Consider the following 26,118-nt stretch of genomic DNA (forward strand, 5'->3'; position numbering starts at 1 on the left):
AACTCACAGTGAGACCTCCACGCCCGTCTCGCGTGCCAGCGCGTCCTCGCGGACCAGCGCCGCCGCCCGCTCCATGTCCGGCGCCATCATCCGGTCTTCTTCCAGCCGCGGCACCTCCGCCCGGATCGTCGCAATCGCGCGCTGCAACGCGTCCGATGTCACCAGCGGCGCCCGCGCCTCGATCCCCTGCGCGGCGCACAGCGCCTCGACGCCCAAGATCATCGACAGGTTCGCGTTCATCCGGCGCAGACGCCGCGCCCCGTGGGCCGCCATGCTCACATGGTCCTCCTGATTGGCAGAGGTCGGCGTGCTGTCGGTCGAACACGGGTTCGCCAGGTGCTTGTTCTCGCTCATCAGCGCCGCCGTCGTCACCTCGGCGATCATGAAGCCCGAATTCAGACCCGGCGCGGGCGTCAGAAACGGCGGCAGGTCATGGCTCAATGCAGGGTCCACCATCAGCGCCACGCGCCGCTGCGCGATGGCTCCGATTTCCGACAGCGCCAGCGCGATCTGGTCGGCGGCAAAGGCCACCGGCTCGGCATGGAAATTCCCGCCCGAGACGATCCCGGCCTCGATCACCAGCGGATTGTCCGTGACGGCATTCGCCTCGATCTCCAGCGTTGTCGCGGCAAAGCGCAGCAGGTCCAGCGCCGCACCCGCCACCTGCGGCTGGCAGCGGATGCAATACGGGTCCTGCACCCGGCTGTCGCCTTCGCGGTGGCTTTCGCGGATCTCGCTGCCCGCCATCAGGGCCGACATCGCGGTGGCCACGTCGATCTGCCCTTTGTGGCCGCGCAAGCTGTGGATCTCGGGCTGCAATGGCTGGGTCGAGCCCATGATCGCATCCGTCGACAGCGCGGACGTCACGATCGACGCCCTCAGCGCGCGCACACCGTCGAACAGCGCCGCCAATGCGCAGGCGGTCGAGAACTGCGTGCCGTTGATCAGCGCCAGCCCTTCCTTCGGGCCCAGCACCACGGGTGTCAGCCCGGCCCGCTCCAACGCCTCGCCCGCCGGCATCCGCACGCCGTCCAGCAGCGCGTCGCCCTCGCCGATCATTGCAGCAGCCATATGCGCCAGCGGCGCCAGATCGCCCGATGCACCCACCGACCCCTGCGACGGGATCACCGGCACGACGCCCCGCGCCAGCATCCCCTCGATCAGCGCGCAGATCTCCCACCTCACGCCCGAGGCGCCCCGCCCCAGCGACAAGAGCTTCAGCGCCATCATCAGGCGCGTGGTCTCGGCCTCCAGCACTTCGCCCACGCCGCAGCAATGGCTGAGGATCAGGTTGCGCTGCAACGTCTCGACATCCTCGGGCGGAATGCGCACCGAGGCCAGCTTGCCAAAGCCCGTATTCACCCCGTAAACCGGCACGTCCCCACGCGCCGCCGCAGCGACCTGCCCAGCCGCAGCCTGGATCCCCGGACGCGCCTCCGGCGTCAGCACCGCCGCCATACCGTCGCGCCACAGCCGCTCCAGCGTCTCCAGCCGGGTCTCTCCCGGCACCAGCGTCAGGGTCATGCCCGCCCTCCGAAGATCCGTTTATGCAGCGGGTTCACCCCGATGCGATAGCTCAGCTCCGCCGGCTCCTCGACATCCCAGATGGCCAGGTCCGCCCGCATCCCCGGCGCGATCTCGCCCCGGTCATAAAGCCCGAGCGCCTGGGCCGCATGGTGCGTCGTGCCCGCCAGTGCCTCGGCCGGTGTCAGGCCAAAGAGCGTGCAAGCCATGTTCATCGCCAGCAGGACGGACCCCATCGGCGACGATCCGGGGTTCCAGTCCGTCGCCACCGCCATCGGCACGCCGTGCGCGCGGAACGCCGCGACCGGCGGCTTCTGCGTCTCGTGCAGCGTGTAGAACGCCCCGGGCAACAGCACCGCCACGCTGCCCGCTTCGGCCAACGCCTTGGCGTCGGCCTCATTCGCATATTCCACATGATCCGCCGACAGCGCGCCGCGCTCCGCCGCAAGCTTTGTCCCGCCGATATTGCTCAGCTGCTCGGCATGCAGCTTGACCGGCAGGCCCAGCGCCGCGGCCTTGTCGAATACCCGCGCGATCTGGGCAGCGTCGAACGCGATCCCCTCGCAAAAGCCGTCCACCGCATCGACCAGCCCCTCGGCATGGGCCGCCTCCAGCGCGGGCAGGCAGACCTCGTCGATATAGGTGTCCGCATCCGCGCCCTTGGGCACCGCGTGCGCACCCAAAAACGAGGTCACCACCCGTACCGGACGCGCCTCGCCCACCGCGCGCGCCACCCGCAACATCTTCAGTTCCGTTTCGATATCAAGGCCATAACCCGACTTGATCTCGATCGTCGTGACCCCTTCCGCGATCAGCGCATCCGCGCGGCGCAACGCCTGCGCAAGCAGCAGGCTTTCATCCGCTTCCCGCGTCGCCGTCACGGTTGAAACGATCCCGCCCCCGGCGCGCGCCACCTCTTCATAGCTCGCCCCTTCGAGGCGCATCTCGAACTCCAGCGCGCGATTGCCGCCATGCACAATGTGGGTGTGACAATCGATCAGACCAGGCGTCAGAAGCCGCCCTCCGGCGTCGATCACCTGCGCCTCCGCAGACGTGTCGCCCAGATCCGCCATCGGCCCGACCCAGTCGATCCGCTCGCCCTGCACCCGGAGCGCCGCATCCCGCATCAGGCCGTACCCGCCTTCGGAGCCGTCCATGCAGGCGATGGTGGCATTGGTGATCGTCAGATGATCGGTCATTCTTCCCTCCTTGCCACACGGCCTACGGAACGTTAATATGTAGGTACATATTTTGTCAATGGAGATCGCCCGTGCAGGAAATCCAGTCTCGTCAGACCCTTACTCCAGACGGCTGGGTCAGCGACCTTTGCCTGACCATCGACCAAGGGCGCATCACGCGAATCTCCCGCACGCCGTCGCCCGGCGCGCACACCGTCGACCTGTTGTTGCCCGCGCCGGTCAACCTGCACAGCCATGCATTCCAGCGCGCCATGGCCGGGCTGACCGAAACCCGAGGCCCCGATCCCAACGACAGTTTCTGGACCTGGCGCAAGCTGATGTACCGCTTTCTCGACCGGCTGACACCGGACCACGTGCAGGCCATCGCCGAACTGGTGTTCATGGAGATGCTCGAGGCCGGCTACGGCGCGGTGGCCGAGTTTCACTACCTGCACCACGATATCGGCGGCAAACCCTATGCCGAGTTGGCCGAAATGGCCGGGCGGATCACCACGGCCGCGACGAATACCGGCATCGGCCTCACCCTGCTGCCGGTGCACTACATGCAAGGCGGCTGCGACGGGCGCGCGCTGGAAGGCGGCCAGCGCCGGTTCGGCAGCGACCCGGAGCTGTTCGCCCGCCTGCACGTCGATAGCGCGAGGCTCATTGCCGAAGCCCCGGACGACTTTGCCATAGGCATCGCGCCCCATTCCCTTCGTGCCGTGCCACCTGACGCGCTGGACCAAGCCCGCCAAATCTGTCCCCGAGGCCCCATCCATATGCACCTCGCCGAGCAGGTCGCGGAGGTTCAGGAGGTCGAGGCCCACCTCGGCGCCCGCCCTGTCGAGTGGCTTCTGGACAATGCCGATGTGACGGCGGACTGGTGCCTGATCCACTGCACGCAAATGACGGACGCAGAGACCCGTGCGCTGGCCGGCACGGGCGCTGTCGCCGGCCTCTGCCCGATCACGGAATCGAGCCTGGGCGACGGTATTTTCAACGGGATCACCTACCGCGACGCCGGTGGACGGTTCGGCGTCGGCTCGGATTCCAATATCCACATCGCGCTCTGGGAAGAGCTTGCCACGCTCGACTACTCCCAGCGCCTGCGCGACCGCAGCCGCGCGGCGATGGCAACGGCGGACTGCTCAACGGGCCGGGTGCTCTTTGACGCCGCGGCGCAGGCCGGAGCACAGGCCGCGGGCCGAGCTTCGGGGAAGATTGCCGAAGGTCGGCTTGCCGATCTCATCGCCGTGTCCACCGACAACGAGTTCCTGTGCAATCGCTCCGGCGACACCGCGCTCGACAGTCTTGTCTTCACGGGCCGTGGCCGCAGTTGCGTCACCGATGTCTGGAGCGCGGGGCGCCACATGGTCCAAAACGGTCGCCACGTCGCGCGTGACCGGATCACCAACGCGTTCCTGGCTGTCACCGCGCAACTGGGACAGGCGATATGACCGCGCCGCCTCGCCTGTCGTGGAGAGATGTCCGCGACCGGATCCACGACCAGATCCTGACTGGGCAATACGGCCCCGGCGATCGCCTGCCGCGGGATGCCGACATTGCCGAAGACCTGAATTGCGCGCGCTCCACCGTACAGCGCGCCATGCAGGATCTTTCCGACAGCGGTCTGGTGGAGCGTCGGCGCAAGGGCGGAACACGGGTGCGGCCCGACCCGGTCACCCGCGCCACGCTCGACATCCCGATCACCCGCCGCGAGGTGGAACAGCGCGGCGGGCGCTATGGCTATCACCTGATCCGCCGCAGTGAAGCCAATGCGCCACGCGCGGTGCTCTCGGCCTTCGAACTCGACACGCCGCGCCCAATGGTGCGCGTCGAGGCCCTGCACCTCAGCGACAGCCGGCCCTACATCCTCGAAGACCGCTGGATCTGCCCCCGGACCTCGCCCGAAATTCGCGATCTCGATTTCACCGAGCAGAGCGCGAACGAGTGGCTTGTCCACAACAAGCCCTATACAAGGCTCGATCTGCGCTTTTATGCCATCTCGGCCGGCGAAGAGATCGCCGGCCTTCTCGAGACACCTGTCGGGGCCGCTCTTATGGTGATCGAACGCACGACCTGGATCGACGGCGCACCCATCACCTCGGTCAAGGCTATCACCCGGCCCGGCTATCAGATCCAGACCGGCAGTTGAGGCCTAAAGACACTCCGCCAAGGTAGTCGCAAGATTGCGCAGCAGCTGCGGATAAAGCGCGCGTCCCGGCTCCAGGTCCGAGCCAAGCGGATCCAGCACATCCGTTCGCGCTTGCGCATCCTCCATCACCGCGTCGACGATTCCGGGGGCGAACTGGGGTTCCGAAAGCACGCAGGTCACACCCTCATCACGCACCCGTGCCTGAATTTCGGCAATCCGCGCCGGGCTGGGGTCGGCCGCGTCCGAGACCGAGATCGCCCCGGCAGCAGGCATGTTCAAGGCATCCTCGAAATACTGGTAGGCATCGTGGAACACGATGAAATTGCCGCCGCGCACCGGCTCGAGGATCGCGTCGAGCTCGGATTTCAACGCGGCAATTTCGTCGGCACCGGCAGCGGCGTTTTCGCGATAGGCGTCGGCGTTCGCGGGGTCGGCTTCCGACAGCGTGGCAGCGATCGCGGTCAGCCACGTGGCGGCATTGTCGGGCGACAGCCACGCATGCGGGTCCAGCCCGCCATGGCCGTGATCGTGCGCGGCATGGCCCTCCTTGCTTTCGCCGTGCTCGGCGCCTGTCTCGTGGTCGTGCTCATGATCGTGGTCGTGCTCATGCTCCGACTCCGCGTGAGCATGTTTCTTCTCATCACCTTCGTGATCGGAATGGTCGTCGTCATGCGCATGGTCATCGTGCCCGCCCGATCCATGAGCATGGTCATGCGCTTCGAACAAGGCACTTTCACGGACCGGCAGGGTTACCGTGCCATCGACCTGCAACAACTCGACCACATCGGCCTGTCCTGCTAGCGTGTCCAGCGCATCCTCCAGCCAGGGCGTAAGGTCAGGCCCGAGCCAGAAAACCACGTCGGCCTCCTGCAACGCCCCCGCGTCGGAAGGTCGCAAGCTGTATTCGTGCGGGCTTGCCCCCGGCGCCACGATCAACGCGGGCTGGCCCACGCCGTCCATGACGCGGGCAACCAGCGAATGGATCGGCGCGATATCCACGGCGACTTGTGGCGTTTCGGCACCGGCAGTGCCTGCAACGAACGCCATCGTGGCGGACAGGGAAAGAAGGGTTCTGGACATCACGGCCTCTTGTAATTACATAACATTGCATGTCGCATATACAAAACGTTATAATATGACAAGTACCGACAAATCAGGGCCCGCTGGCCCGAGCGAACCGCTCGGTTTCGAGACGCACGATCACGCCAATTGCATCTCTGCCGCGATCTCCGAGGCCGAGGCGCATTGCGCCCGTGAAGGGCTGCGCTTTACGCCCGTGCGCCGCAAGGCACTGGAAATCCTGCTGCAGGAGCACCGTGCGCTTGGCGCCTATGACATGCTCGACCGCCTGCGCGAGGCCGGATTCGGCTCCCAGCCCCCGGTGGCCTATCGCGCGCTCGAATTCCTCGTCGCCAACGGGTTCGCGCACAAGATCGAACGGCTGAACGCGTTCGTGGCCTGCTCTCACCCCGGCGCCAACCACTCGCCCGCCTTCATGATCTGCCGCCAATGCGACTCGGTGGCAGAGGCGCAGGCGACACCCGCAAGCGGCGAATTGGGCGAGACGGCCCGCGCGGCCGGGTTCCGGATCGAAAGAACCGTGGTCGAGGCCGAGGGCCTGTGCCCCGCCTGTTCCGACAAGGCCGACACATGAGCCTCGTCTCCGTCGAGAATATCAGCGTCGGCTACGGCGCCGTCCGGGTGTTGCGCGAAGTCTCGCTTTCCGTCGAACCGGGCGAGATCATCACGATCGTGGGGCCGAACGGATCGGGCAAGACCACGCTTTTGCGCGCGCTCATCGGCGCCGTTGCGCCCCTGTCCGGTAAGATCGTGCGCAGCGCCGGCCTGCGTATCGGCTATGTGCCGCAGAAACTCCACATCGACCCAACGCTGCCGCTGACCGTGAAACGGTTTTTGCGGCTGCCTTCCGGCGCGTCCCGGGCCGCGATCGAGCAGGCACTGGACCGATCCGGGGTCCCGGATCTTTCGGACCGGCAGATGGCCGGCCTCTCCGGCGGCCAGATGCAGCGCGTCCTGCTGGCACGGGCGCTGATCGGACGTCCGAACCTTCTGCTGCTCGATGAAGCGACCCAAGGGCTCGACCAGCCCGGCTCTGCCGCGTTCTACCGCCAGATCGAGGACGTGCGCCGCGAGACCGGCTGTGCCATCGTGATGATCAGTCACGAACTGCATGTCGTCATGAGCGCCTCGGACCGCGTGATCTGCCTCAACGGGCACGTTTGCTGCCAGGGCACGCCCGAAACCGTCTCGGCCGCGCCCGAATACCAGGCCCTGTTCGGGTCGGGCACCGGCGGCGCGCTGGCGCTTTACCGGCACGATCATGACCACGCCCATGACGAGACCTGCGCGCACGACCACGTGCACGACCATCCGTCGAACAGCACCGAGACCGAGGCCGCCGAATAATGCTCGATGATTTCATGACCCGCGCCGCCCTGGCCGGTATCGGTGTCGCCTGCGCGGCAGCCCCGCTCGGCAGTTTCGTCGTGTGGCGGCGGATGGCCTATTTCGGTGACGCCACTGCCCACGCGGCAATCCTGGGCGTGGCGCTGTCTCTCGCGCTGCAGATCTCGGTCTTCGCGGGCGCCGTGGCCGTTTCGCTTGCCATGGCGTTGACCGTCAACGGGCTGTCGGGACGGGGCTATGCCATGGACACGCTTCTTGGTGTGCTGGCGCATTCTGCCTTGGCTTTCGGGCTGGTGGCGGTGTCGTTTCTGTCCGGGATACGTATCGACCTGATGGCCTATCTGTTCGGCGACATCCTAGCGGTGTCCCGTGGCGACCTGATCGTGATCTGGGGCGGCGCCGCGCTGGTGGTGGCGTTGATCGGCTGGCGCTGGTCCGCCCTTCTGGCCTCGACGCTCAGCGACGAACTGGCCTATGCCAGCGGCATCGACCCCCGGCGCGAACGGCTGATCCTCACGCTGGCGCTTGCCATCACCGTCGCCGTGGCGATCAAGGTCGTCGGCGCGCTTCTGATTGCGGCAATGCTGATCATTCCCGCAGCCGCCGCACGACCCCTGTCGCGCAGCCCCGAAGAGATGGCGGTTGCCGCTGCCGCCATCGGCGCGGTCTCGGCGGTCGCGGGCCTGCAATCTGCGTATCTGCTAGACACCCCGACGGGTCCTTCCATCGTCTGCGTCGCCGCTGTTCTCTTCGTGGTGACCAGCGCGCTGCGCGGTGTACGCGGCTGAACGTGCGAGGGGCCGACCGTCTAAAGCGCGGGGGCGTAACGGACGCGGTGGCACAACGTGGACGGGTCCTCGAGGATCGCGCCGTAATCCTGGGCAATCTGATCGAAAGGTGACTCGCCCGACACCAGGACATCCAGCGCCGGGTCCGCAAGAAGATCCAACGCCTTTTCCAGCCGCCTGCGATAACTCCACCTGACGCGCCTGTCCGCGGGCACCTGTCCGACCTGGCTACTGACGATCTGAAGACGGCGCTGATGGAACGCACCCCCCAGGGGCACCTCGGGCGTCTTGGTGCCGAACCAGCTTGCCTCGACAACCCGTGCCTCCATGCCCGCCAGCGCAATGGCCGTTGCCAGACCCTCCGCCGTCGCCGACGCGTGGATGACCACGTCCCTGTCGCCTGCCGCCTCTGCCGGCTGCGAGAAACCGCAGCCCATCGCGTCGGCCAGTGCCGCCTTGCGCGGATCGACATCCACCATCGTCACCTCGGTTCCCGGGATCCGCGCGCAGACATAACCCGTCAACAGACCCACCACGCCGGCACCGATCACGCTGACCCTGTCGCCCGGCGCCACACACGCGTCCCACGTGATGTTCAGCGCCGTTTCCATGTTGGCGGCAAGCACCGCGCGCGCCGCCGGCACCGTGTCGGGCACCGGGCACGCGGCCTCGGACGGCACGGCGAACTGCGTCTGGTGCGGATGCAGCACGAAAACGGTCTCGCCCGCCCGTTCGCCCCCCTGCACGGTGCCCACCGCGGCGTACCCGTATTTCACCGGAAAGCTGAACCCACCCTGCTGAAACGGGGCTCGCATGGTTTCGTGCTCGCTGGCCGGTACACCCCCGCTCCAGACAAGCCGCTCGGTGCCGCGGCTGATCCCGCTGAAGAGGGTCTCGATCACAACATCCTCCGGTCCCGCACGGACATCGACCGCCCGCAGCTCGACCGTCTGCCTGTCAACGATCCACAATGCCCGGGCGTCGTCAGTACTCAAAGTGCGTGCCCGGATTTCAGCGCTTTCACAGATAGATAGCCGCTGTTGTGAATGTTCTTTCCGACCCGCAGCGGCAGTTGCTCCACGACCTCGATCCCCTGTGCCCGGAAGGTCCGCACCTTGGCCGGATTGTTAGTCAAAAGACGCACCTTCCCGACGCCAAGCTGCCGCAGGATGACAGCGGCCACGCGGAAATCGCGCTCGTCGTCCTCAAACCCCAGCGTATGATTGGCATCCACGGTATCGAGGCCCTGCGCCTGCAAATCATAGACCCGCATCTTGTTGGCCAGCCCGATTCCGCGCCCTTCCTGATTGAGGTAGAGCAGAAGGCCGGCGCCTTCCTCGCCCATCCGCAGCATCGCGGCGCGCAGCTGCGGGCCGCAATCGCATTTCAGACTGCCCAGCACGTCCCCCGTAAAGCAGGCCGAGTGCAGTCGGGCCAGCACCGGCCCCGCCGGATCCGGCGTTCCGATTTCGAACGCGTAATGCTCGGTCCGCCCGTCCGGGTCGCGAAAAACGTGCAACCGGCCTGCGTCATGCGCCTCGACCGGCAGGCCGGCCGCCGCGACGTGCGACAGCACCGGCGCCTTTTCCAGATGTCCGAGCGTCTCTGCCACGTCCACGTGCGTCATGGCCAGCTCCACGGGCAAATCGGCGGTCCGCGCCACGTCGAACACCAACGCCGCCGGCAGCAGCTCTGCCGATTTCACCAGGCTCAGCGCCACGCCATGCAGGCGCGACTCCTCAGATCGCACGCGATGCAGCGGTGCGACAGGCCCCGCCGCCGCATCTTGTCCGGCATCCGCCAGGCGCATGAACCAGCCGATATCGGCCTGTTTCGGCGGGTGGATACGCACCGGGCCATCGGTCACATCGGCGCTTTGCACAGGTGCCATGGCCGCGCGCGCCCGGTTCCCGGTCAGGACAAGCTCGGGCACGCCGAACATCTCGCGCAGCGCATCCAGACGCTCCTGGGTCAGCGGTTCGATCGCCACCACGACCGCCCGCGCCCCCGCGTCGGCCACAAGGCATGGCAGACCAAGGCGCAGATCGGCGCTCGCCCGGCTCAGGCGTTCCGCGATACTGGGTCGAAGACTTTCAGGTACTGGCGACATGGAACACACTCTCAGATTATCAGGGGCGGATAGGGACATTCGAAAAGCAATTTCAGTGCCGCAAAGCCGGGCGGTCGCTCAGGCGATGCGGCCACAGCATTTCGGCAGGCGGCTCGGGCGCCAGCGCACAGTCGAAAAGAACGTCGGAGCCAAGGCTGTAGACCTCGGTCTTGGGACGCAACGCCTCGGCCAGGCAGGGCACCGGCGAGGTCTTGAGGCCCGCGGGCCCCGCCCCGATCAGCAGCGGTGCCACGGCCACGTGCAGCCGGGTCAGCAGACCGGCCTCGAGGAACTGCGCGATCGTGATCCCCCCGCCCTCGACCAGAACATGGTAAAGGCCTAGGCCGCGCAGGGCCGCCAGGATCTGCGCCGGCGATATCCAGGCGCCGCGCGGCAGACGGATCACCTCGACGTCGGCGGGACGCGGCGTGTCCACCGCCTGGATGACGATGCGCCGCGCGCTCGTATCCGTCAGCAAGCCGGCGTCATTGGGCAGCCGTCCGTTCGGGTCGATCACCACGCGGGCCGGATTGCGCCCCTTGGCCAGCCTGACGGTCAGGCGCGGATTGTCGTGCAGCGCGGTCTTCACGCCGATCACCACCGCATCCGCCAGCGCCCGAAGGCGATGCAGATGCGCCAGCCCGTCCTTGCCGGAAATATCCTGCGCATCACCCGACTCGGTCGCGACGCGCCCGTCCAGCGACTGGCCGATCTGTGCCACCACGCTTTGGCCGCTCAATGTCCGCGTCAGCCCCCCGTAAAGCGTCAATGCGGCGCGCTCGCCGGAACTCCAGTCGCCGCAGCACAAGCACGCTTCGTCGTTCCGCGCGGCGAGGATACGGGCCCAGACCCTTGGTGTGACATCCAGTGCGTCCATGCTCATCTCCGGGGTTCCCGCAATGTCTCCGCAGGCGGTCCATCCGGGATCGCCAACAGGTCGCGGTGCCCTACCACGAGGGCTGTGTGATTGACTGTTCTGCGTCTCGCTTCGGCCCAGCTTTCGGCCTGCGTTTCCCCGGCCTCGGCGGCCGCAACCGCGACGCCGGCCACGAACTCTGCCTGCAAGGCCGCATCGTCCGGGCCAAGATGCCACGCGCTGTCCGCAAGCCTGACTTCGAAACCGTTTGCCTCAAAGGCCTGCGCCGTCTGCACGGCGGCGTCCGGCCCCATCGCGACCTGCCCCCCCTTGGCGCCGCGCTGATGCCGGTTGAACGCTTGCACGATGTCGGAATCCGCCGGCAAGCCCGGGTCCCACTCCATTCGGCCATCGAAGCTGAGTGCCGCGTAAAACGGGATGGATGCCGCCGCCAACCGTTTCGCCAACGCGTCCGCCCAAGCGGCGCTCATCAGGTCCAGAAGCGCGGACGTGGTGACAAACCCCGCATCCTCGAGCGGAAGCGCCTGCACATCCTCCACGCTGCACATCGCGCAGTCGGCCGCCGGATGCCGCGCCTTGGCCACCTGCAAGTGGCTTTCATCCGTGTCCAGAAAGCGCCAACTCATCGTCTCGAACCCTGCGGCGGCAAACGCGCGTGCCGTCGATCCGGTGCCGCTGCCAAGATCCACGACCCGCGTTCCGGGCGCCATCAATGACACGGCCTCGCGCAGCAATTCGGGGGCCCGCGCCGCGTGGTCCGCCGGTTCGCGCAGGCTCAGCCAGTCGGGCTGGAATTGCGTGTCAGATATCCGATTCATACCACCCACGCGCCACGTGACTTTCATGAAGCTGGACCCGGATGCGCCTGACACGTCCGTCATCGCCCAGGCCCTTCGATTTGACCGTATCCCGAAGCTGCGTCCATATGTGGTGGCACAGGAACTCGGTCGTGGTGATCTTGCCGTCGAATTCCGGCTTGTCGTCGAGATTGCCGTATTTCAGCGGCTCCAGCGCCGCGTTCAGGGCTTCGGTCGCAAGGCCGATGTCGACCACCAGGCCATTCGGGTCCAGGTCCTCTGTATAGAACGCTGCGTCGACGACGAAGGTCGCGCCGTGCAGGCCTTGGGCCGGGCCGAAGACGGGGGATGGCAAGGAATGTGCGATCATGATGTGATCGCGGACTTCAACTGCAAACATGGAACTTCCATTTTTCGGGGTGATGCGGAACGAGCGCCGCGCATTTTCGAAAGAGTAACAGGCTCATGACCCAATCCGTTCCAGAACGTCCGCGAAAACACGCGCCGTATGTGTCCAGTCGGGCAGCGACGCCGCCCGGTCTCGCGCGGCGCAGGCATAGCTTCGGGCGGTTTCCGGCGATGTCAGCAAGGTTCTGATTGCCTCAGCCAGCGCCAGGGGCTCGTCCGGCTCCACCAGCAGCGCCGCCTCGCCTACGGTTTCGGGAACCGCGCCCACACGGGTCGAGACGACCGGCAAACCGTTCTGCATCGCCTCGCTCAACACCATGCCGTAGCCCTCGTAGCGGGTCGCAAGGGCAAACACGCTTGCGCGGCCATAGGCGCGTCGCAACGCGTCTTCGCTCACCTCCCCGGCGAACCGCACGCGATCCGAAAGCCCCAGCGCCGCCGCTTCGGCGCGCAGCTTCTCGGCGGTCTCGGCCTCATGCGCCTTGCCGACGATTTCTGCATGCCAGTCCAGGTCGGTCAGTTGGGCGAGCGCTTTGAGAAGAACATCATGCCCCTTCCTCGGCGTCAAAAGACCCACCGAAAGGATCAACGGTGGCATCGCCTTGGCAGGCTCCGTCCGGGTGTCCTCGTCCAGTTGCTCGAACCCCGGCGGCGCCACGGTCAAGCGGTCCCGCGCGACCCCAAGCTCCCGCTCCACGGTGTCCGCGATGTGCTGGCTCGGCACGATCACATGTGCCACGTGACGCAGCACCTCCGCCTCGTTGTCCAGAAGGCGTCGGGCGCGGTCTGCGGGCAGACCGCTTTCCAGACCCAGCGGGTGATGCACCATCCCGACGATCGGCGCGGCGACACGGCACAGTCCTGCCGGATCCAACGCGCCCAGCGCCAGCCCGTCCACGATGGTAGGACAAGAGCGCGGGATCGCCGCCAGGGCATCGAACGTCTTCTGCATGTCCATGGAAGATGGGTCAGGAAAGCTGTCCGGCAACTGCACATGCGCGGTATCATACCCCAAAGCGTTCAACCGACGTAGCACGGTCGCGTCATAGATGTACCCTCCGGTGCGCTGCTCCTTGTCTCCGGGAATGGCGAAAACGGCGCGGGTCATTGCGATGCGGCCTCCCCTGCCGCGGATGCGCTCGCACTCGGCGCCCAAAGAAGTACCAGCGCCGGCAAGGTCGCGATCAGCATCATCGCGCCATAGCAGATGCCCATGGCCACACCCGCATCGGACGTGAGGCCGATCAGCGGGAACAGCGCCGCTGCTGCCCCTTCGCGCCATCCCCAGCCGGCAATCGAAAGCGGCACAAGCATCGCGCAGAAGACCAGCGGCAGAACCGTCAACAGGCCGGCGGCCGGTATGACCGACCCGGTGGCCAGCGCGCAGGCGTAGAGTGCAAAAACCAACAGCCCCGCGCCGAAAAATGCATGCAGAACGATCCTGCGGTGCCCGAGCAGCCGCCGGATCAGCCCCGGAAACGACCTGGTTGCGGGAAATTGCCGTGCCACCCACAGGGCCACGCCGCACAAAAGAGGCATGATCAGCAAAAGGGTCCAGACACCGCCCGGCCACACCGTGCCGCCCGGCACGATCACGGCACCGACCAGACCAAGGCTCAGCAGGGTGAACATTGCCACCTGCCCCATCAGTCGCTCGGCGGCAACCGACTGTCCGGCACGCGCCCAATCGGCTTGACGGCGTACCCGCACAGCACGGCCCACATCTCCCAGAACGCCGCCGGGCAGGACCGAATTGATCAACTGCGCCAGGTAATACTCCCGCAACGCGACGCCAAATCCGATCCGGATATCCAGCGCGCGCGCGGTCAGTTGCCAGCGGCGGGCCATGGAAACGGTCGCAAGCGTCAAGGCCCCGAGACTTGCCGCCAGCCATGTCCAATCCGCCTTGGCCAGGCGTCCGGCCACTTCTTCCGTGTCCGTCCACCATAGCATCGCCGCCATCAATCCCGCCGACGCCAGCAGTTTCAGTGCCCAGGCTCTCATTCCCTGACACCTGCAATCTGTTCCATCGACGTGAACGCCCGGATGAAATCGTCGCGAAAGCTGTCCATCCGGCGCACCGGCGCGGCGGCGGACGGGATCAGGCCATCGCTCCAGCCCCACGCCTCGACGAACCCCAAGACCTCCGGCGGCGCGATCATGTGTACCGGCACGTCCTTGTTGTCGCTGCCCGCCACGAACCCCGCCGCTTGATGGTCGCCGGCGACAATGACCAGCGGTGCGGCCTCCCCCAGACGCGCCACGTGGGAAAAGACCGCCTGCAGCGCGTAATCCACCGATCTTCGATACGCATCGCGCACCGCGTCGCGATCCTTCCACAGCTCTCGCGGGGACGGACCCTGCCCCGCCATGTCGCTGAACTCGGACCCGTCGCCGATGGCCTCCCAGGGCAGCATCCGCGGCACCGGCGTCCACGGCGCATGAGACGAAATCAACGCGATCTGCACGAAATCGGGGCGCGGGTCTTCGGCCAGAAGGTCGCCATAGGCGGCCAGCGTGAACTGGTCGGGCATCGTGACCCAGTTGAACGGCGCGCCCTCGTAGGGGATGTCCTCGGCCTCGAAGACAAGGTCGAACCCCATGGCCGCGCTTTCCGGCCAGGCCATCGTGATCGCGGGCATGACCGCGGCGGTGCGATATCCCGCCGCCTGCGCGAAGTGAAACAGCCATTTCTGCCCGCTGGCGATCATCGCGCTGTACCGCGCATTGTCCGACGTCCACAATCCGCTGTGCAGCGCGCCATGGGCAAGCCAGCTCTGACCACCCGCCGTGGGCGAGGTAAGCCAGCCGCTCTTCATCGCCAGACCTGCCTCGCGCAGGTCCGCTTCAGCGGCGCGCAGCGTCGCGCTGTGCGTGCCTGCGTACTCCGGATTGTCGAAACTCGCGCGCCCATAGCTCTCGATCCAGATCAACAACACGTCCCGCCCCTGCAGCTGATCGAAAACGCCCGCGATGTCGCGCATCGGATCGTCCTGCGCCGCCCGTTTGAACCGCGCCAGTTCCGCCACGGTTTCCCGCGCATCGCCGATCCGCGCAACGGCAACCCGGGTCGTCCGGGCCGACCCCGGCGGACTTTGAGCGAACGACCAGTAGCCCAGGTGGTGCCCGGTATCGGCGACCGCCCAACCGCTCGTCGCCAGGACTCCAACCAATGCCAGCGCTCTCGCCGGCGCCGGAAGCGCCAGCCGTTGCCACGCCTTCAGACCGCCACGCAACAGCGTGAACAGGATCGCCGTCGCCATGAAGGCGCCCAGAACAAGCAGCAAGGTGCGCATCGGCCCTATGCTGTCCCTCAGCAGGCTCAATCCGGCCTCCACCAGAAAGAGGTCCGACACCGGATTGAAGCCGCGGTTGTAGGCCGCAAAACTCGCCATATCCGCCAGCTTCAGCGCCGTCACCGCGACCAGCGCCAAGGCTGTCGCCGTGGCCAGGCCACGCACCTGACCCGCCGCCAGCATGGCGAACAGCAGAACCGACAACTCGATCGGCCAATAGGCCACGCCCGACAATGACATCTGCCCGGGATGGTTGGGCAACGCCAGCACGCACAGCATCAGCCCCGCCGAGGAGATCAGGATCAGCGCCCGCCTCATTTGCGGTGTCGCACCAACCAGATCGTGTCCACCGCGAATGACATCGCCAGCACGGCCGCTGCCGCCACCGCGATCGGTGTCACGAGGCCCGCCGGCAGCAGGGGAAACACCAACGCAATCAGAGCCGCGATCTGCACCACGCAGATGGTCTTGCGGCGCATCGATTCCGGCAAGTCCGCGCGCAGCGCGGGCCAGAACATACCTGCCAGCACGAAGCCATAGCGCATGAATCCCAGGACCAGGATCTCGGCTCCGGTCTTGCCTGAAATCAGCAACCATAGCGCAAGCAAGGCCCCCAGCGCCGCGTCCGTTTCCATGTCGAACCGGGCTCCGAAGGCAGACTTCAACCGCGAGCGGCGCGCCAGCCAGCCATCGACACCGTCGAGCGCGAGGATCACCAGTGCCAGCCAGAAGACCACCCAGGCCGACACCGCATTCACCTCGAACAACGCGCCGAACAGCACGGAAAGAAGCGCGGCCCGGCCCAGCGTCACGGTATTGCACAGGCCGAAAACCGTGTGGGGATATCCGCCGCGCAAGCCCACCGAGACCAGTCCGACGCAAATCCCGAAGGCCATGATGGACCACAGCGGCGTCGACAACACCGTGCTGGAGAGCACCAGCAGCCCCAGCCCCATCAGCGCCACTGTCGCGGCAAACTCCGCCATCGGCGGACGAACACTTATCCCGGGACCATTCTGTTGTGGGGTTACGTCGACCATGCTTTATCCTTGCCACTGGTGGGTTTACATAGAACGTGCAACACTCGCGGCCAGATCACATTTTGGTCACCACCGACCGATCATTTCGGCGCGTCCAGGTGCACGATACCCCGGATCGGCAAATGATCCGAGGCAAGCCGAAGTTGCGGCGTACGCACCGTTTCGACCTCCCTCACAGCGCCGGCCCGGTCCGTCAGGATCCGGTCGAGCGGCAACACCGGGCGTCCCGACGGAAAGCTGCGCCTTGCAGGTCCGCGAAACCCGCGTCCAAGCAGCCGGGAATTGAACATCAGCCCGCCCCAGGGGCGCCATTCATTGAAATCGCCCAGCAGGATGGTCTGCATCTCGGGGCGGCGATACAGGTATTGCCCAAGGATCCGCATCTGCACGACCCGCAGGGGCTGAAACAACGAAAGATGCATCGACATCACTCGAAATGCCGTTCCGTCGGCCTCGGCCTCGACAACGACCGCACCGCGATGACAATGCCCGGGCAGGTCGACGACGTCTCTATACAAGACGTCGAAGCGTGGATGCAGGAACATGATCGTCCCCAGGAACCCGTCGCTGGACGGTCCCCAGCGCAGTGCCGCGCTGTCGTGCTGGTACTCCAGCCCGGTATCCGCCGCGATCCCCGCCACATCGAGGATCCGGCCATGCGGACGGCATTCTTCGTCTGCCTCCTGCAACGCCAGCATGTCTGGCGTCCACGGCGCCAAGTCCGTCCGTATTGCTTCGCACACACGCGCCGGGTCGACCCGTCCATCCGTGCCTTTCGCACGGTGCACGTTCCAACTCACACAGCGCAGACTGGTACCAGGCCTATCCGTTTTCACCGTTGCAGGAGCCACGTGCCGCTCTACCTTTCCATTAACCGTCATTCCCCGGATGCCACAGATAGGAGACAACATGCGAATTCAAATGCTGGCCGCAGCCTTGGCCGCCCTGCCCGCCGCCGCCCAGGCCGAGATGGCCCGGTACGAACTCGACCCCAGTCACACCTCGGTCTATTTCACAATTGACCATGTCGGCTATGCCAAGACCCTCGGCATCTTCCCCGGGATCGAAGGCAGTTTTCAATACGACAGCGAAACGCAGGAACTGGGCGAGGTCACCGTGACCATTGACGCCACAAGCGTCGACACGTTTCACGATGCCCGCAACGAACATGTGCGCAAGGCGGATTTCCTCGACGTGTCCAATCATCCTGAAATCACCTTTACTGCGAATGGCGGCGCACCAACGTCCGACACCGAAGGCACGGTCGAGGGTGAACTGACCATCCTCGGCCAGACACAGCCGGTCACATTGAATGTCACGTTGAACAAGGCGGAGGCATACCCTTTTGGTCACGAACGCTTCGTGCTCGGGCTGTCGATGGATGCCAGCATCCAGCGTAGCGATTTCGGCATGACCTACGGCGTCGAGAACGGATTGGTGGGAGACACGGTCGACATCAACATCGAGACCGAAGCAATGCGCATGGACTAGCCGGCACATGAGCCTCCCGGCTCGGCAAATGCAGTTGATCGCACCTTGGCCATTCGTCCTCGGTATGGCAGTTACGCGCACAGGAGTCATGTTCAATTCGAAAAAGAAACCGTGATCAATGTCTGACGTCTCTGGCAAACCCTGCATCCTGTGCTGCGCGATCACCGGCTCCGTGCCCCGCACGTCCGACAATCCGGCGGTGCCGATCACCGTCACCCAACAGGTCGAAAGCAGCCACGCGGCGGTCGAAGCCGGCGCCACGATCATCCACGCCCATGTGCGCAACGACGACGAGTCGCCCTCCTCCGACCCCGAGAGGTTCGCGGCTCTCAAGGAGGGGCTGGAAAAGCACTGCCCCGGCGTCGTGATCCAGTTCTCGACCGGCGGGCGCTCGGGCGCGGGCAAGGCACGGGGCGGGATGCTGTCCTTGCGGCCCGACATGGTCTCGCTCTCGGTCGGCTCCAACAATTTTCCCAGCCGCGTCTACGAAAACCCGCCCGATCTCGTGGACTGGCTCGCGGTCGAGATGACGACATACGGCATCACCCCCGAGGTCGAGGCCTTCGACCTCTCGCATATCCTGCAGGCGATTGCCAAGCACGACGCGGGTGTCCTGCCCGGCCAGCTCTATGTCCAGTTCGTCATGGGCGTGAAGAACGCCATGCCCGCCGACAAGGCGGTGTTCGACTTCTACGTGAACACAATGCAGGAGCGTGTGCCAAACGCCAATTGGTGCGCCGCGGGGATCGGCGCAAATCAGATCGTCGTCAACGAATGGGCCATAGCCGCGGGCGGCCACACTCGTGCAGGGCTGGAAGACAACATACGCCTCGACCGCGACACGCTGGCACCGTCGAACGCGGCGCTGATCGCGCGTGCCGCCGACCTCTGTGCGAAATACGACCGGCCCGTCGCCACAATCGCCCAGACGCGCGAAACCCTCGGCCTGCGTCCGGCGTAAAATTCCTGTAATTCAGAATGTTGTGGCAATTCCTTAAGGCGTTGCCTCAGGCGGATCTGGCGAATTCGGCGGTCTCATCCAGCATCTCGGGATACCACCGTTCCAGCACCGGCGCGAATTCTTCGCGGATCCGCCCCACCTGCGCCGGCGTCAGATCGTCCTTCCACCCGCCTGCTTTGCCCTTGGCGAAAAAGCTTTTCATCCCCGCGGGCCGTTCGGTGAACCCGTGTTTTTCTTCCTGCTTCTTCATCGCCGCGAAACTGGTGGCCTTGATCGCTTTGGCCAGTTTCGGTCGGTCGGGCTTGATGCTCAGAAAGTCCAGCAACCGCTCCATCGTCTTGGCCGGCCGGTCAAGCATGTCCTCATACCGGATCAGGTGTCGCGGCATTCCAGGCACCGTAGCCCACCGGGTGACATGGTCGTCCCACCGCCCCAGAGCATCCAGAATACCCGTTTGCGTACCCATCACGTTTTCCGGGTCGCACATCTTGGTGATCGCGGCATCCATCGGGACAGATGTATGTCTCGCAAAGGACGGCGCGACATCGAAGGGATTGCGCATGATGTAAAGCGCCCCCGCCGTGACCTCTGGCGGAATCAGGTCCACCGGGCCCACCCGGACGGGCGTGCAATGCGTCTTGACGAAATGCTTGCCCGGCTTGGATCCCGCGATCATGTGCAGCGCCTTGGTGCGCACCTTCAGCCAGTCTTCCACGCTTTTGCCCCGGAACGGCGCGCCATTGGCGGCGTCAAAGAAATCCTGCCGGATATCGGCGGTGGTGAACTGGCGCAAGTTATTGATATCTGGCGCTATTCCGGGCGGCATGAAGTAATGCGCCAGAAGGCTGCGCAGCCAAGTGTTGCCCGATTTCGGAAACGAAGCCAGCCAGATGATACGCCGCAGGTCAGACACTGTAATATCCGTGTTTCTTCATCATGCGTTTATGCTCCCGCCGCACCTTCGTCACCAGCGCGGGGTCGAGGTCGTCCTTCCACTGGCCCGCCTGTCCCTTGGCGAAGAACCGCTCCGAATTCGGGGATTTTTCCTGGAAGCCCGATTGCTCTTCCTGCTTCTTCAGTTCATCGAAGCTTGCAAAGCGGATGGCCCGCTCGAGGCGATCAGGCACGACCGGCACACCCAGGAACTCGAGCGTCTTGGCGAAATGGGTCTGGGGCTCATCCAGCAGGTCCTCATAGCGCAGCGATAAGACCGGGAACGCACCGCCTTGCGTCCAATCCTTGACGTGATCGCTCCAACTGCCCAGGAACTGCCAGGTGGTTGTGGCGTCTGCCTGATTGGCACTGTCTGTCCGGCCGATAAATTCAACGGTCTGCTCATGTGTCATGCCGTAATGCCGGGCGTATGACAAAACCATATCCAGAGGATTGCGCAGGATGTAGATCGCCTGTCTGGTATATCGCGCCGGAATAAGTTCATGACCGAATGCCTGATTCCGACAATTGTGCGTTTTTACGAAGTTCACGTCCGCGTTGTTTGCCACGATACCCTGCAACACCCGGTCACGCACCTGAAGCGTTGCTTCAGGATCGTTTATGTCGATCCTTCTGCCGGCCGCAGCCATGTAACGATCTGGTTTCGAGTCTCCAAACCCAAATCGCTGGATCTGGTTGATATTAAGAGGTTCTTTCGAATCGGACAGGTAATTGGCCAGAAAAATCCGCATCCATGTATTGCCGGATTTCGGGTAAGAGGCCAACCAAACAATACTTCGTTTCATGTCCATCCTTTGTGGCACATCAAAAAGGGAACGGTTGCCCGTTCCCTAAAAGAAAACGGCGGGAGAGTACACTCCCCCGCCGTTCAATCTCGTTCAAGCTAAGCTTAGAAGCTCAGGTTGATCGCGGTACCGATTGCGGTGCCGTCGATGTCGCCGTTCACGACCGAGTCGTTACGGGTCTCACCGTACAGCAGGTAGGTCGTCCAGCTGACGCCCGGTCCCAGGTCACGGTTTGCAGCGAGTTTGTAGTACTCGTAGTGGTCGTCGAGACCGCCGCCATCATTGATTTCACCGATGTAGGCTTCGAGGCCAAAGGTCCAGGGACCAGCCGCGTCGTAAGCCACACCAACGCTGTAACCTTCTTGGTCGGTTGCGCCACCGGCAAGGCCGTTGTCGTTCTCAGCATATGCTGCACCGAAGGTGAAGCCGCTGAAGCCGACTTGGAAGCCAACGCCCCAGGTTTCCGGATCGGAAACACCAGCTGCCTGTGCGTCACCGGTGCCCCAACGAGCGGCCAGGGTGATGTCGGTGGTGCCGAAGGACTGGCTGTAGTTCACACCGAGGTCGAAGATGTCGACCAGGCCGGCGTTGCGGTTGACCGGTGCGGCGTTTGCAGCGTTACCAGCAGCCGACGGCGCGTAGGAGATACCAGCCGTGAAGCCCGAGAAGCTCGGCGTGTAGTATGTGATACGCGCGACGTCGTTGTTGCCTGCGACCTCAGTGTAGGACGACAGACCGGCTTGACGGAACTGACCACCTGCGAACCCGGTGAACGGGATGAAGGCCGAGGCGGACGGCGAGTTGATCGCCATGGAGCCGACTTGCGGTGCGCCAACCATCATCTTGTAACCGGCCGAGTTTTCGTAACCGGCGTCGATGCGGCCGAACGTGTCGCTCGAGATCGACATGTACGCTTCGTCGATACCGTCTGCACCACCACCGCTGTTCAGAGCTTCCATCTGAACGTTGATGCCGAAGGTCATGCCGTTGTCCAGCGTGATGTTCGGGGTGAAGATGATTTCGGCGTTCGTGAACATCTGGATGCCGTCGAAGTCAGGCGCGCCGACACCACCGGGGACGCTCACATCGGCATACGCGATGTGCTGTTGGAAGAAACCACCCCAATCCAGGTTCCAGTCCTGGGCCGAGGCAGGGGCAGCAGCGACGCCGAGGGCGATTGCGCTGGTGCAGAGAAGTTGCTTTTTCAAGGTTATCCCTCCTTAAAGCAGGAAAGTTTCAAGTTCCACCGCCCCCGATCCAGGACACGGCTTGGGAGGATGAATGCTGTAAATGCCCCCTCGCTGTCAACGAACCGCCCCCGGTGCGCCGTGTTGTTGGACGCTCTGTGACGTATTTCACACACAGATCTTTGCGGCACTTCGCAAAACCCGCTGAAAACTTCGATTTGCTACGTTTTTTAAGGGTTTCCCGCAACCTTCGGCTGCACCAGGCGGGGTGCGGGTTCGGCTTTCCGGGGCCGCGCGGCGACTCGCCGGACCGGGTATTGCGCGACTCGGCGCGGCGGCGCGACATTTCCGTCACACTGCCTCCACGCGTCCGGGACCTCGTGGCCTCGGCCCGCGCACACGACACCGGCTCCGCGATCAACGACAGGCCCTTCCGGCAGATGCGCAATCACAAACGGACCGGGTTCGCGCCCCTCCTGCGGGTGCCCGCACAGCATGACGCGCGGGCCAGGGCTCCGCCGTCCCCACGGGGGACCGCCTGTAAAGGCGGCCTTGCCGTCACAGGCCCCGCTCTTCCAGCACCTTGCGCGCGTGGCGAAAGCATTCCAGTCCCTGCGGCACCCCGCAATAGATCGCCACGACATGAACGATGGCGCGAATCTCCTCCTTGGTGACGCCATTGTTCAGCGCCCCGCGACAGTGGATCTCGAATTCGTTCATCTTGCCCAGCGCCCCGATCATGCTCAGGTTCATCATGCTCCGGGTCTTGGCGTCGATCACCTCGTCGCCCCAGCCGAATCCCCAGCACCAGGCGGTCATCGCCTCCTGGAACGGCCGGGTGAAATCGTCCGCGGCGGCAAGGTTCTTCTCCACGTACTCGGCCCCCAGCGTGGCCTTCCTCTGCTCCAGCCCTTTCAGAAACAGGTCCTCATCGAACAGGCTCATTGACTATCCTTTCCGTTACAGGTCGATCGGACGCAGGGCATACAGGTCCTGCGCCGCCGTTTTGATCTTGTCATGGTCGTAAAGGCGCGCGCGCCACTCCTCGGGTATACCGCCATAGCCGTAAAGACGCCCGGCCATCTGCCCCACCACGGCGCCCACCGTGTCGGCGTCGCCGCCAAGGTTCACGCCGGCCAGCACGACATCGCGGAACGTATCGCCCTGCGTCAGCGCCCAGAACGCCGCGTGCAGCGTCTGCACAACGTAGCCGCTGGCCTCGTCCGGTGGCGCCTCCGGGCGCGGCAACAGGCTTCGGTCCCCCGTCACCAGGAACTCCGCCATGTTCGCCGCCGCCCGCTGACACAGCGGGCTGGCGTGGGTCAGGCGGCTTTGCAGGCGCGCCACCGCCATCGCGCTTTCCTTCGCCGCGCCGTAGGCGATCACCACCGGCGCCAGCCGCATGATGCCGCCGTTGCCACTCTTTTCGTCCTCCACCGCTCCGGAATACGGATTCCCTGTCTGCTGAAACCGGGTCAGGGCCGCGTCGGTCTGCATGCCGATATCGAAACACACCCGGGTCGACGACAGATAGCCGTTGTCGCGCCAGTTCACGAACCGCTTCATCGCATCTTCGGCATCCCAGCCATTGGCCGAGCGCAACATCTGCGCCAGGCACATCGCCATCGAGGTGTCATCGGTCCACTTGCCGGGGTCGAGGTTGAACGGTCCGCCGCCCACCATGTCCGTGATCGGCGCGAAGGTGCCGCGTTCGCGGAATTCCAGTGTCGTTCCAACCGCGTCGCCCACGGCCAGCCCCACCAGCATCCCCACGGCTTCGTCTTCGCTGAACGGCTTTTGCATCATGACCGTGGAGCCTCGCTGACACGAGGTTCGTGGATCGCGCAGCAGACGGCCCGCAACACCTCGCGCCCGCTTATTGACTGTCGCAATCCCGTCATGCCGCCTCCCTGTCACTCAGGACATACCCGTATTGGTGACCGGCGCTGCGGGAACGTGCAAGCCCCCTGCCTCCGGCAACTCTAAAAAGACGGAGCCTCATCGTTCCCGGAAAGCGGAACCGATTCCGTTCACCCTGCGTGGTGTAGCCGATCAAATCGGTGCCACCCAAAAACAGCGCCGCATGGCATGACGCGACCGAACGATTTCCGAAGCTGCAAACCAGCGCCTCCCAACAGATTTTTTTCTTCACGGGAATTTTTTATTCACTGCGTGATTTTTTTAATAGCAAAATGCCCAATGATTACGCATCCTGCCTTTACCCGGGCGGTCAAAAAGTCAGGCCCCACCGGACATCGGCCCCGTTCAAGAGCGGCCGGCAAATGAAATAGGTGCACCCGCCGGCGCCATCCTCCTGTCGCCTAACGGGTCGCACCACACTGGGAGGACAGTAAATTGGATACCGATATCGGTGCACTTACGGTGATCTTCACCGAGTTCTATTATTGGGTGACCGTACCGCTCATGTTCCTGATCCACGTCGGGTTCTGCATGTACGAGGTCGGCGCCAGCCGCCACAAGAACCACATGCATACCGTGATGAAGAACACCATGCTCATGCCGCTGGTGACCATCACCTTCTTCTTCTTCGGGTGGTGGATCTACTTCGCCTTCCCCAACGGCCCCGGCATCACCGGCGGCCTCACGCAATCCGACAATGCCGTGCCGTGGTCCGAACTGATGGGCACCCACCTTGGCGGCCCCGGACCGGCGCTCGAAAGCGCGCAAGGCTACGGCGCCGAACTGGGCAACGGCTTCTGGAACCGCCTGAACGGTGTATTCTGGGCGGCCTTCCTGCTGTTCAGCTGGACTGCCGCCTCGATCGTGTCGGGCGCCACCATCGAACGCATCCGGCCCACCGCCTTCTGGATCCTGGCCGTGGTCATTGGCTCGGGCACCTGGATTATCGACGCGGCCTGGGGCTGGCACCCGGATGGCTGGATGGTCACACAGTTGGGCTATCACGATGCCTATGCGTCGGGCGTGATCCACGCCATCGCGGGAGGATTTGCCCTTGGCGTGATTGTCGTGCTGGGGCCAAGGATCGGCAAGTTCGCCCCAGACGGCACCCCGCGCAACATCAACCCGCACAACAAGTGGCTGGTCACGATCGGGCTCTTCCTGATCTATTGCGGCTTCTGGGGCTTCTACGTCGCCTGCAACGTGCCGATCATCGACCACGGCACGCTGGGCGGCGCCGAAGGCGTGGTGAACTTCACCGCGACAACTATCTACCTCACGCCTACAACCCTGTCGGCCATCGTGTTCAACTTCCTGATGTCGCTCTCGGGTGGGCTTCTGGCAGGCTACGTCGTATCGAAGGGCGAAGCGTTCTGGACCTACTCCGCTGGCCTAACCGGGGTCATTACGGCCTCTGCCGGCAATGACCTCTACCACCCGATCCAGGCCATGCTGATCGGCGCGGTCGGCGCTGTCTGCGCCTACAAGCTGCATTTCTGGGTCGAACGCCGCTTCAAACTCGACGATCCGGTGGGGGCGGTGGCCGTGCACGGCTACGCGGGCTTCATCGGTCTGGTCATCTGCGGCTTCATGCTCTGGGGCCACCCGGCCACGGCGGCCTATCATGAAACAGTCGCGGTCATCACGCCCTGGGGCCAGTTTGCCGGCGCGGTCATCATGTTCGGCGTACTGGGCTTTCTGCCCGCCTTCATCGTGTCCAAGATCCTGATGGGCATGGGCATGCTGCGCGTACCACCCGCGGTCGAACTTGTCGGGCTCGACATGTCCGAGGAGATCGCCGAGGAAATGGATGCCATAGAGGTGTCCGAAGCCGACATCGCCGAGGCCAAGCGCCTTGGCCTGCTGACTTGAGGAGGGTCACGACATGTCAACGACAGCTGTAGAAACCTGGGCAGGCGCGGACCTGGCGCAGATCGGCCCGATCTATCCCATGGTCGGCACCGAAATGATTCTCGTGATCGTCGGCGTCCTGTTCTGGCTTGGGTTCCATGTCCTGCAGGCCAGGATCGAACGCCGTGAACTCGACGGCGACGAGGCGGCGGCCCGCAGTCCTGACCGCATAAAGCGGGTCTTCGAAGAGGAAGCGCGGGAGTAACACCTCCTCCGCACAGGCTGAACGCCGGCCCCTCCCAGGGCCGGCGTTCTTGGGTTTCGGGACAGACGCAATACCGACGGCGCGCCGACGCCTATGGACACCTT

27 protein-coding genes are annotated in these 26,118 nt (G+C 64.7%); 9 read left to right on the forward strand and 18 right to left on the reverse strand.

Annotation, left to right across the window (positions count from 1 at the left end):
- Positions 1-3: 3 nt before the first annotated feature.
- Both hutH and hutI read right to left on the reverse strand, forming a co-directional pair.
- The gene (gene hutH / locus FIU85_RS03735; RefSeq protein WP_152495896.1) at positions 4-1,524 is read right to left on the reverse strand and encodes a histidine ammonia-lyase; all 1,521 of its coding nucleotides are present in this window, start codon (positions 1,522-1,524) and stop codon (positions 4-6) included.
- A complete protein-coding gene (gene hutI, locus FIU85_RS03740; RefSeq protein ID WP_254701864.1) occupies positions 1,521-2,681 on the reverse strand; it encodes an imidazolonepropionase in 1,161 nt (386 codons plus the stop codon). Before hutI ends, hutH begins: the two co-directional genes overlap by 4 nt.
- 113 nt (positions 2,682-2,794) lie before the next feature.
- Between hutI and FIU85_RS03745 the strand changes: the two genes are divergently transcribed.
- Positions 2,795-4,159, forward strand: a complete 1,365-nt coding sequence (locus FIU85_RS03745) for a formimidoylglutamate deiminase (RefSeq protein ID WP_152495897.1) — start codon at positions 2,795-2,797, stop codon at positions 4,157-4,159.
- The gene (locus FIU85_RS03750) at positions 4,156-4,857 is read left to right on the forward strand and encodes a GntR family transcriptional regulator (RefSeq protein ID WP_152495898.1); all 702 of its coding nucleotides are present in this window, start codon (positions 4,156-4,158) and stop codon (positions 4,855-4,857) included. The genes FIU85_RS03745 and FIU85_RS03750 overlap by 4 nt, the downstream gene beginning before the upstream one ends.
- Before the next feature lie 3 nt (positions 4,858-4,860).
- Here FIU85_RS03750 and FIU85_RS03755 read toward each other — a convergent pair whose 3' ends face one another.
- On the reverse strand, positions 4,861-5,937 hold the full coding sequence (locus FIU85_RS03755) for a zinc ABC transporter substrate-binding protein (protein ID WP_152495899.1): 1,077 nt from the start codon (positions 5,935-5,937) through the stop codon (positions 4,861-4,863).
- A gap of 55 nt (positions 5,938-5,992) precedes the next feature.
- Here FIU85_RS03755 and FIU85_RS03760 point away from each other — a divergent pair, with 55 nt between their 5' ends.
- The 3 genes from FIU85_RS03760 to FIU85_RS03770 are packed head-to-tail and all read left to right on the forward strand — an operon-like array spanning position 5,993 to position 8,072.
- Complete coding sequence (locus FIU85_RS03760) at positions 5,993-6,511, forward strand: transcriptional repressor (RefSeq protein WP_152492014.1); 519 nt, start codon at positions 5,993-5,995, stop codon at positions 6,509-6,511.
- Complete coding sequence (locus FIU85_RS03765; protein WP_152495900.1) at positions 6,508-7,284, forward strand: ATP-binding cassette domain-containing protein; 777 nt, start codon at positions 6,508-6,510, stop codon at positions 7,282-7,284. The genes FIU85_RS03760 and FIU85_RS03765 overlap by 4 nt, the downstream gene beginning before the upstream one ends.
- Complete coding sequence (locus FIU85_RS03770) at positions 7,284-8,072, forward strand: metal ABC transporter permease (RefSeq protein ID WP_152495901.1); 789 nt, start codon at positions 7,284-7,286, stop codon at positions 8,070-8,072. Before FIU85_RS03765 ends, FIU85_RS03770 begins: the two co-directional genes overlap by 1 nt.
- Positions 8,073-8,092: 20 nt before the next feature.
- Here FIU85_RS03770 and FIU85_RS03775 read toward each other — a convergent pair whose 3' ends face one another.
- The 10 genes from FIU85_RS03775 to FIU85_RS03820 form a co-directional block, all read right to left on the reverse strand.
- Positions 8,093-9,067, reverse strand: coding sequence for a zinc-binding alcohol dehydrogenase (locus tag FIU85_RS03775; protein ID WP_152495902.1), 975 nt, complete (start codon positions 9,065-9,067; stop codon positions 8,093-8,095).
- A complete protein-coding gene (gene ribA / locus FIU85_RS03780) occupies positions 9,064-10,182 on the reverse strand; it encodes a GTP cyclohydrolase II (protein WP_152495903.1) in 1,119 nt (372 codons plus the stop codon). The genes FIU85_RS03775 and ribA overlap by 4 nt, the downstream gene beginning before the upstream one ends.
- 52 nt (positions 10,183-10,234) lie before the next feature.
- Complete coding sequence (locus FIU85_RS03785; protein ID WP_254702998.1) at positions 10,235-11,065, reverse strand: RibD family protein; 831 nt, start codon at positions 11,063-11,065, stop codon at positions 10,235-10,237.
- Positions 11,062-11,877, reverse strand: a complete 816-nt coding sequence (locus FIU85_RS03790) for a class I SAM-dependent methyltransferase (protein WP_172978787.1) — start codon at positions 11,875-11,877, stop codon at positions 11,062-11,064. Before FIU85_RS03790 ends, FIU85_RS03785 begins: the two co-directional genes overlap by 4 nt.
- Entirely contained in the window at positions 11,861-12,256 is a 396-nt protein-coding gene (locus FIU85_RS03795) for a 6-carboxytetrahydropterin synthase (protein WP_152495906.1), read from the reverse strand. Before FIU85_RS03795 ends, FIU85_RS03790 begins: the two co-directional genes overlap by 17 nt.
- Positions 12,257-12,319: 63 nt before the next feature.
- Positions 12,320-13,372, reverse strand: a complete 1,053-nt coding sequence (locus FIU85_RS03800; RefSeq protein WP_152495907.1) for a glycosyltransferase family 4 protein — start codon at positions 13,370-13,372, stop codon at positions 12,320-12,322.
- Positions 13,369-14,268: a lysylphosphatidylglycerol synthase transmembrane domain-containing protein gene (locus tag FIU85_RS03805; RefSeq protein ID WP_152495908.1), complete on the reverse strand. Its 900-nt coding sequence runs from the start codon at positions 14,266-14,268 to the stop codon at positions 13,369-13,371. The genes FIU85_RS03800 and FIU85_RS03805 overlap by 4 nt, the downstream gene beginning before the upstream one ends.
- A complete protein-coding gene (locus FIU85_RS03810) occupies positions 14,265-15,878 on the reverse strand; it encodes a sulfatase-like hydrolase/transferase (RefSeq protein ID WP_152495909.1) in 1,614 nt (537 codons plus the stop codon). The genes FIU85_RS03805 and FIU85_RS03810 overlap by 4 nt, the downstream gene beginning before the upstream one ends.
- The gene (locus FIU85_RS03815) at positions 15,875-16,600 is read right to left on the reverse strand and encodes a CDP-alcohol phosphatidyltransferase family protein (RefSeq protein ID WP_254701819.1); all 726 of its coding nucleotides are present in this window, start codon (positions 16,598-16,600) and stop codon (positions 15,875-15,877) included. The genes FIU85_RS03810 and FIU85_RS03815 overlap by 4 nt, the downstream gene beginning before the upstream one ends.
- Before the next feature lie 80 nt (positions 16,601-16,680).
- The gene (locus FIU85_RS03820; RefSeq protein WP_368372975.1) at positions 16,681-17,451 is read right to left on the reverse strand and encodes an endonuclease/exonuclease/phosphatase family protein; all 771 of its coding nucleotides are present in this window, start codon (positions 17,449-17,451) and stop codon (positions 16,681-16,683) included.
- A gap of 58 nt (positions 17,452-17,509) precedes the next feature.
- Between FIU85_RS03820 and FIU85_RS03825 the strand changes: the two genes are divergently transcribed.
- Together FIU85_RS03825 and FIU85_RS03830 are read left to right on the forward strand one after the other, a co-directional pair.
- A complete protein-coding gene (locus FIU85_RS03825; protein WP_152495911.1) occupies positions 17,510-18,091 on the forward strand; it encodes a YceI family protein in 582 nt (193 codons plus the stop codon).
- Positions 18,092-18,209: 118 nt separating this feature from the next.
- Positions 18,210-19,052 (forward strand): 3-keto-5-aminohexanoate cleavage protein, encoded by an 843-nt coding sequence (locus FIU85_RS03830; RefSeq protein WP_152495912.1) that lies wholly within the window; start codon positions 18,210-18,212, stop codon positions 19,050-19,052.
- Between the two features lie 46 nt (positions 19,053-19,098).
- Here FIU85_RS03830 and FIU85_RS03835 read toward each other — a convergent pair whose 3' ends face one another.
- The 5 genes from FIU85_RS03835 to FIU85_RS03855 form a co-directional block, all read right to left on the reverse strand.
- A complete protein-coding gene (locus FIU85_RS03835) occupies positions 19,099-19,965 on the reverse strand; it encodes a sulfotransferase domain-containing protein (protein WP_152495913.1) in 867 nt (288 codons plus the stop codon).
- The gene (locus tag FIU85_RS03840; RefSeq protein ID WP_152495914.1) at positions 19,958-20,791 is read right to left on the reverse strand and encodes a sulfotransferase domain-containing protein; all 834 of its coding nucleotides are present in this window, start codon (positions 20,789-20,791) and stop codon (positions 19,958-19,960) included. Before FIU85_RS03840 ends, FIU85_RS03835 begins: the two co-directional genes overlap by 8 nt.
- Before the next feature lie 104 nt (positions 20,792-20,895).
- Positions 20,896-21,999: a porin gene (locus tag FIU85_RS03845; protein WP_152495915.1), complete on the reverse strand. Its 1,104-nt coding sequence runs from the start codon at positions 21,997-21,999 to the stop codon at positions 20,896-20,898.
- 537 nt (positions 22,000-22,536) lie between these two features.
- Positions 22,537-22,923, reverse strand: coding sequence for a carboxymuconolactone decarboxylase family protein (locus tag FIU85_RS03850; RefSeq protein WP_152495916.1), 387 nt, complete (start codon positions 22,921-22,923; stop codon positions 22,537-22,539).
- A gap of 15 nt (positions 22,924-22,938) precedes the next feature.
- Positions 22,939-23,784, reverse strand: coding sequence for an ADP-ribosylglycohydrolase family protein (locus tag FIU85_RS03855; RefSeq protein ID WP_216648889.1), 846 nt, complete (start codon positions 23,782-23,784; stop codon positions 22,939-22,941).
- A 549-nt stretch (positions 23,785-24,333) separates the two neighbouring features.
- Here FIU85_RS03855 and FIU85_RS03860 point away from each other — a divergent pair.
- Both FIU85_RS03860 and FIU85_RS03865 read left to right on the forward strand, forming a co-directional pair.
- The gene (locus FIU85_RS03860; protein ID WP_152495917.1) at positions 24,334-25,770 is read left to right on the forward strand and encodes an ammonium transporter; all 1,437 of its coding nucleotides are present in this window, start codon (positions 24,334-24,336) and stop codon (positions 25,768-25,770) included.
- A gap of 13 nt (positions 25,771-25,783) precedes the next feature.
- A complete protein-coding gene (locus tag FIU85_RS03865; protein ID WP_152495918.1) occupies positions 25,784-26,014 on the forward strand; it encodes a hypothetical protein in 231 nt (76 codons plus the stop codon).
- The last annotated feature ends 104 nt before the right edge of the window (positions 26,015-26,118 follow it).

Source organism: Roseovarius sp. THAF8 (assembly GCF_009363735.1).
GTDB lineage: Bacteria > Pseudomonadota > Alphaproteobacteria > Rhodobacterales > Rhodobacteraceae > Roseovarius.

Excerpts from the sequence above, each read along its gene's own strand:
- hutH (WP_152495896.1), bottom strand. The coding sequence starts at position 1,524 with ATGACCCTGACGCTGGTGCCGGGAGAGACCCGGCTGGAGACGCTGGAG.
- hutI (WP_254701864.1), bottom strand. The coding sequence starts at position 2,681 with ATGGACGGCTCCGAAGGCGGGTACGGCCTGATGCGGGATGCGGCGCTC.
- FIU85_RS03750 (WP_152495898.1), top strand. The coding sequence starts at position 4,156 with ATGACCGCGCCGCCTCGCCTGTCGTGGAGAGATGTCCGCGACCGGATC.
- FIU85_RS03755 (WP_152495899.1), bottom strand. The coding sequence starts at position 5,937 with ATGTCCAGAACCCTTCTTTCCCTGTCCGCCACGATGGCGTTCGTTGCA.
- FIU85_RS03760 (WP_152492014.1), top strand. The coding sequence starts at position 5,993 with ATGACAAGTACCGACAAATCAGGGCCCGCTGGCCCGAGCGAACCGCTC.
- FIU85_RS03765 (WP_152495900.1), top strand. The coding sequence starts at position 6,508 with ATGAGCCTCGTCTCCGTCGAGAATATCAGCGTCGGCTACGGCGCCGTC.
- FIU85_RS03770 (WP_152495901.1), top strand. The coding sequence starts at position 7,284 with ATGCTCGATGATTTCATGACCCGCGCCGCCCTGGCCGGTATCGGTGTC.
- ribA (WP_152495903.1), bottom strand. The coding sequence starts at position 10,182 with ATGTCGCCAGTACCTGAAAGTCTTCGACCCAGTATCGCGGAACGCCTG.
- FIU85_RS03785 (WP_254702998.1), bottom strand. The coding sequence starts at position 11,065 with ATGAGCATGGACGCACTGGATGTCACACCAAGGGTCTGGGCCCGTATC.
- FIU85_RS03790 (WP_172978787.1), bottom strand. The coding sequence starts at position 11,877 with ATGAATCGGATATCTGACACGCAATTCCAGCCCGACTGGCTGAGCCTG.
- FIU85_RS03795 (WP_152495906.1), bottom strand. The coding sequence starts at position 12,256 with ATGTTTGCAGTTGAAGTCCGCGATCACATCATGATCGCACATTCCTTG.
- FIU85_RS03800 (WP_152495907.1), bottom strand. The coding sequence starts at position 13,372 with ATGACCCGCGCCGTTTTCGCCATTCCCGGAGACAAGGAGCAGCGCACC.
- FIU85_RS03805 (WP_152495908.1), bottom strand. The coding sequence starts at position 14,268 with ATGAGAGCCTGGGCACTGAAACTGCTGGCGTCGGCGGGATTGATGGCG.
- FIU85_RS03810 (WP_152495909.1), bottom strand. The coding sequence starts at position 15,878 with ATGAGGCGGGCGCTGATCCTGATCTCCTCGGCGGGGCTGATGCTGTGC.
- FIU85_RS03815 (WP_254701819.1), bottom strand. The coding sequence starts at position 16,600 with ATGGTCGACGTAACCCCACAACAGAATGGTCCCGGGATAAGTGTTCGT.
- FIU85_RS03825 (WP_152495911.1), top strand. The coding sequence starts at position 17,510 with ATGCGAATTCAAATGCTGGCCGCAGCCTTGGCCGCCCTGCCCGCCGCC.
- FIU85_RS03830 (WP_152495912.1), top strand. The coding sequence starts at position 18,210 with ATGTCTGACGTCTCTGGCAAACCCTGCATCCTGTGCTGCGCGATCACC.
- FIU85_RS03840 (WP_152495914.1), bottom strand. The coding sequence starts at position 20,791 with ATGAAACGAAGTATTGTTTGGTTGGCCTCTTACCCGAAATCCGGCAAT.
- FIU85_RS03850 (WP_152495916.1), bottom strand. The coding sequence starts at position 22,923 with ATGAGCCTGTTCGATGAGGACCTGTTTCTGAAAGGGCTGGAGCAGAGG.
- FIU85_RS03855 (WP_216648889.1), bottom strand. The coding sequence starts at position 23,784 with ATGATGCAAAAGCCGTTCAGCGAAGACGAAGCCGTGGGGATGCTGGTG.
- FIU85_RS03865 (WP_152495918.1), top strand. The coding sequence starts at position 25,784 with ATGTCAACGACAGCTGTAGAAACCTGGGCAGGCGCGGACCTGGCGCAG.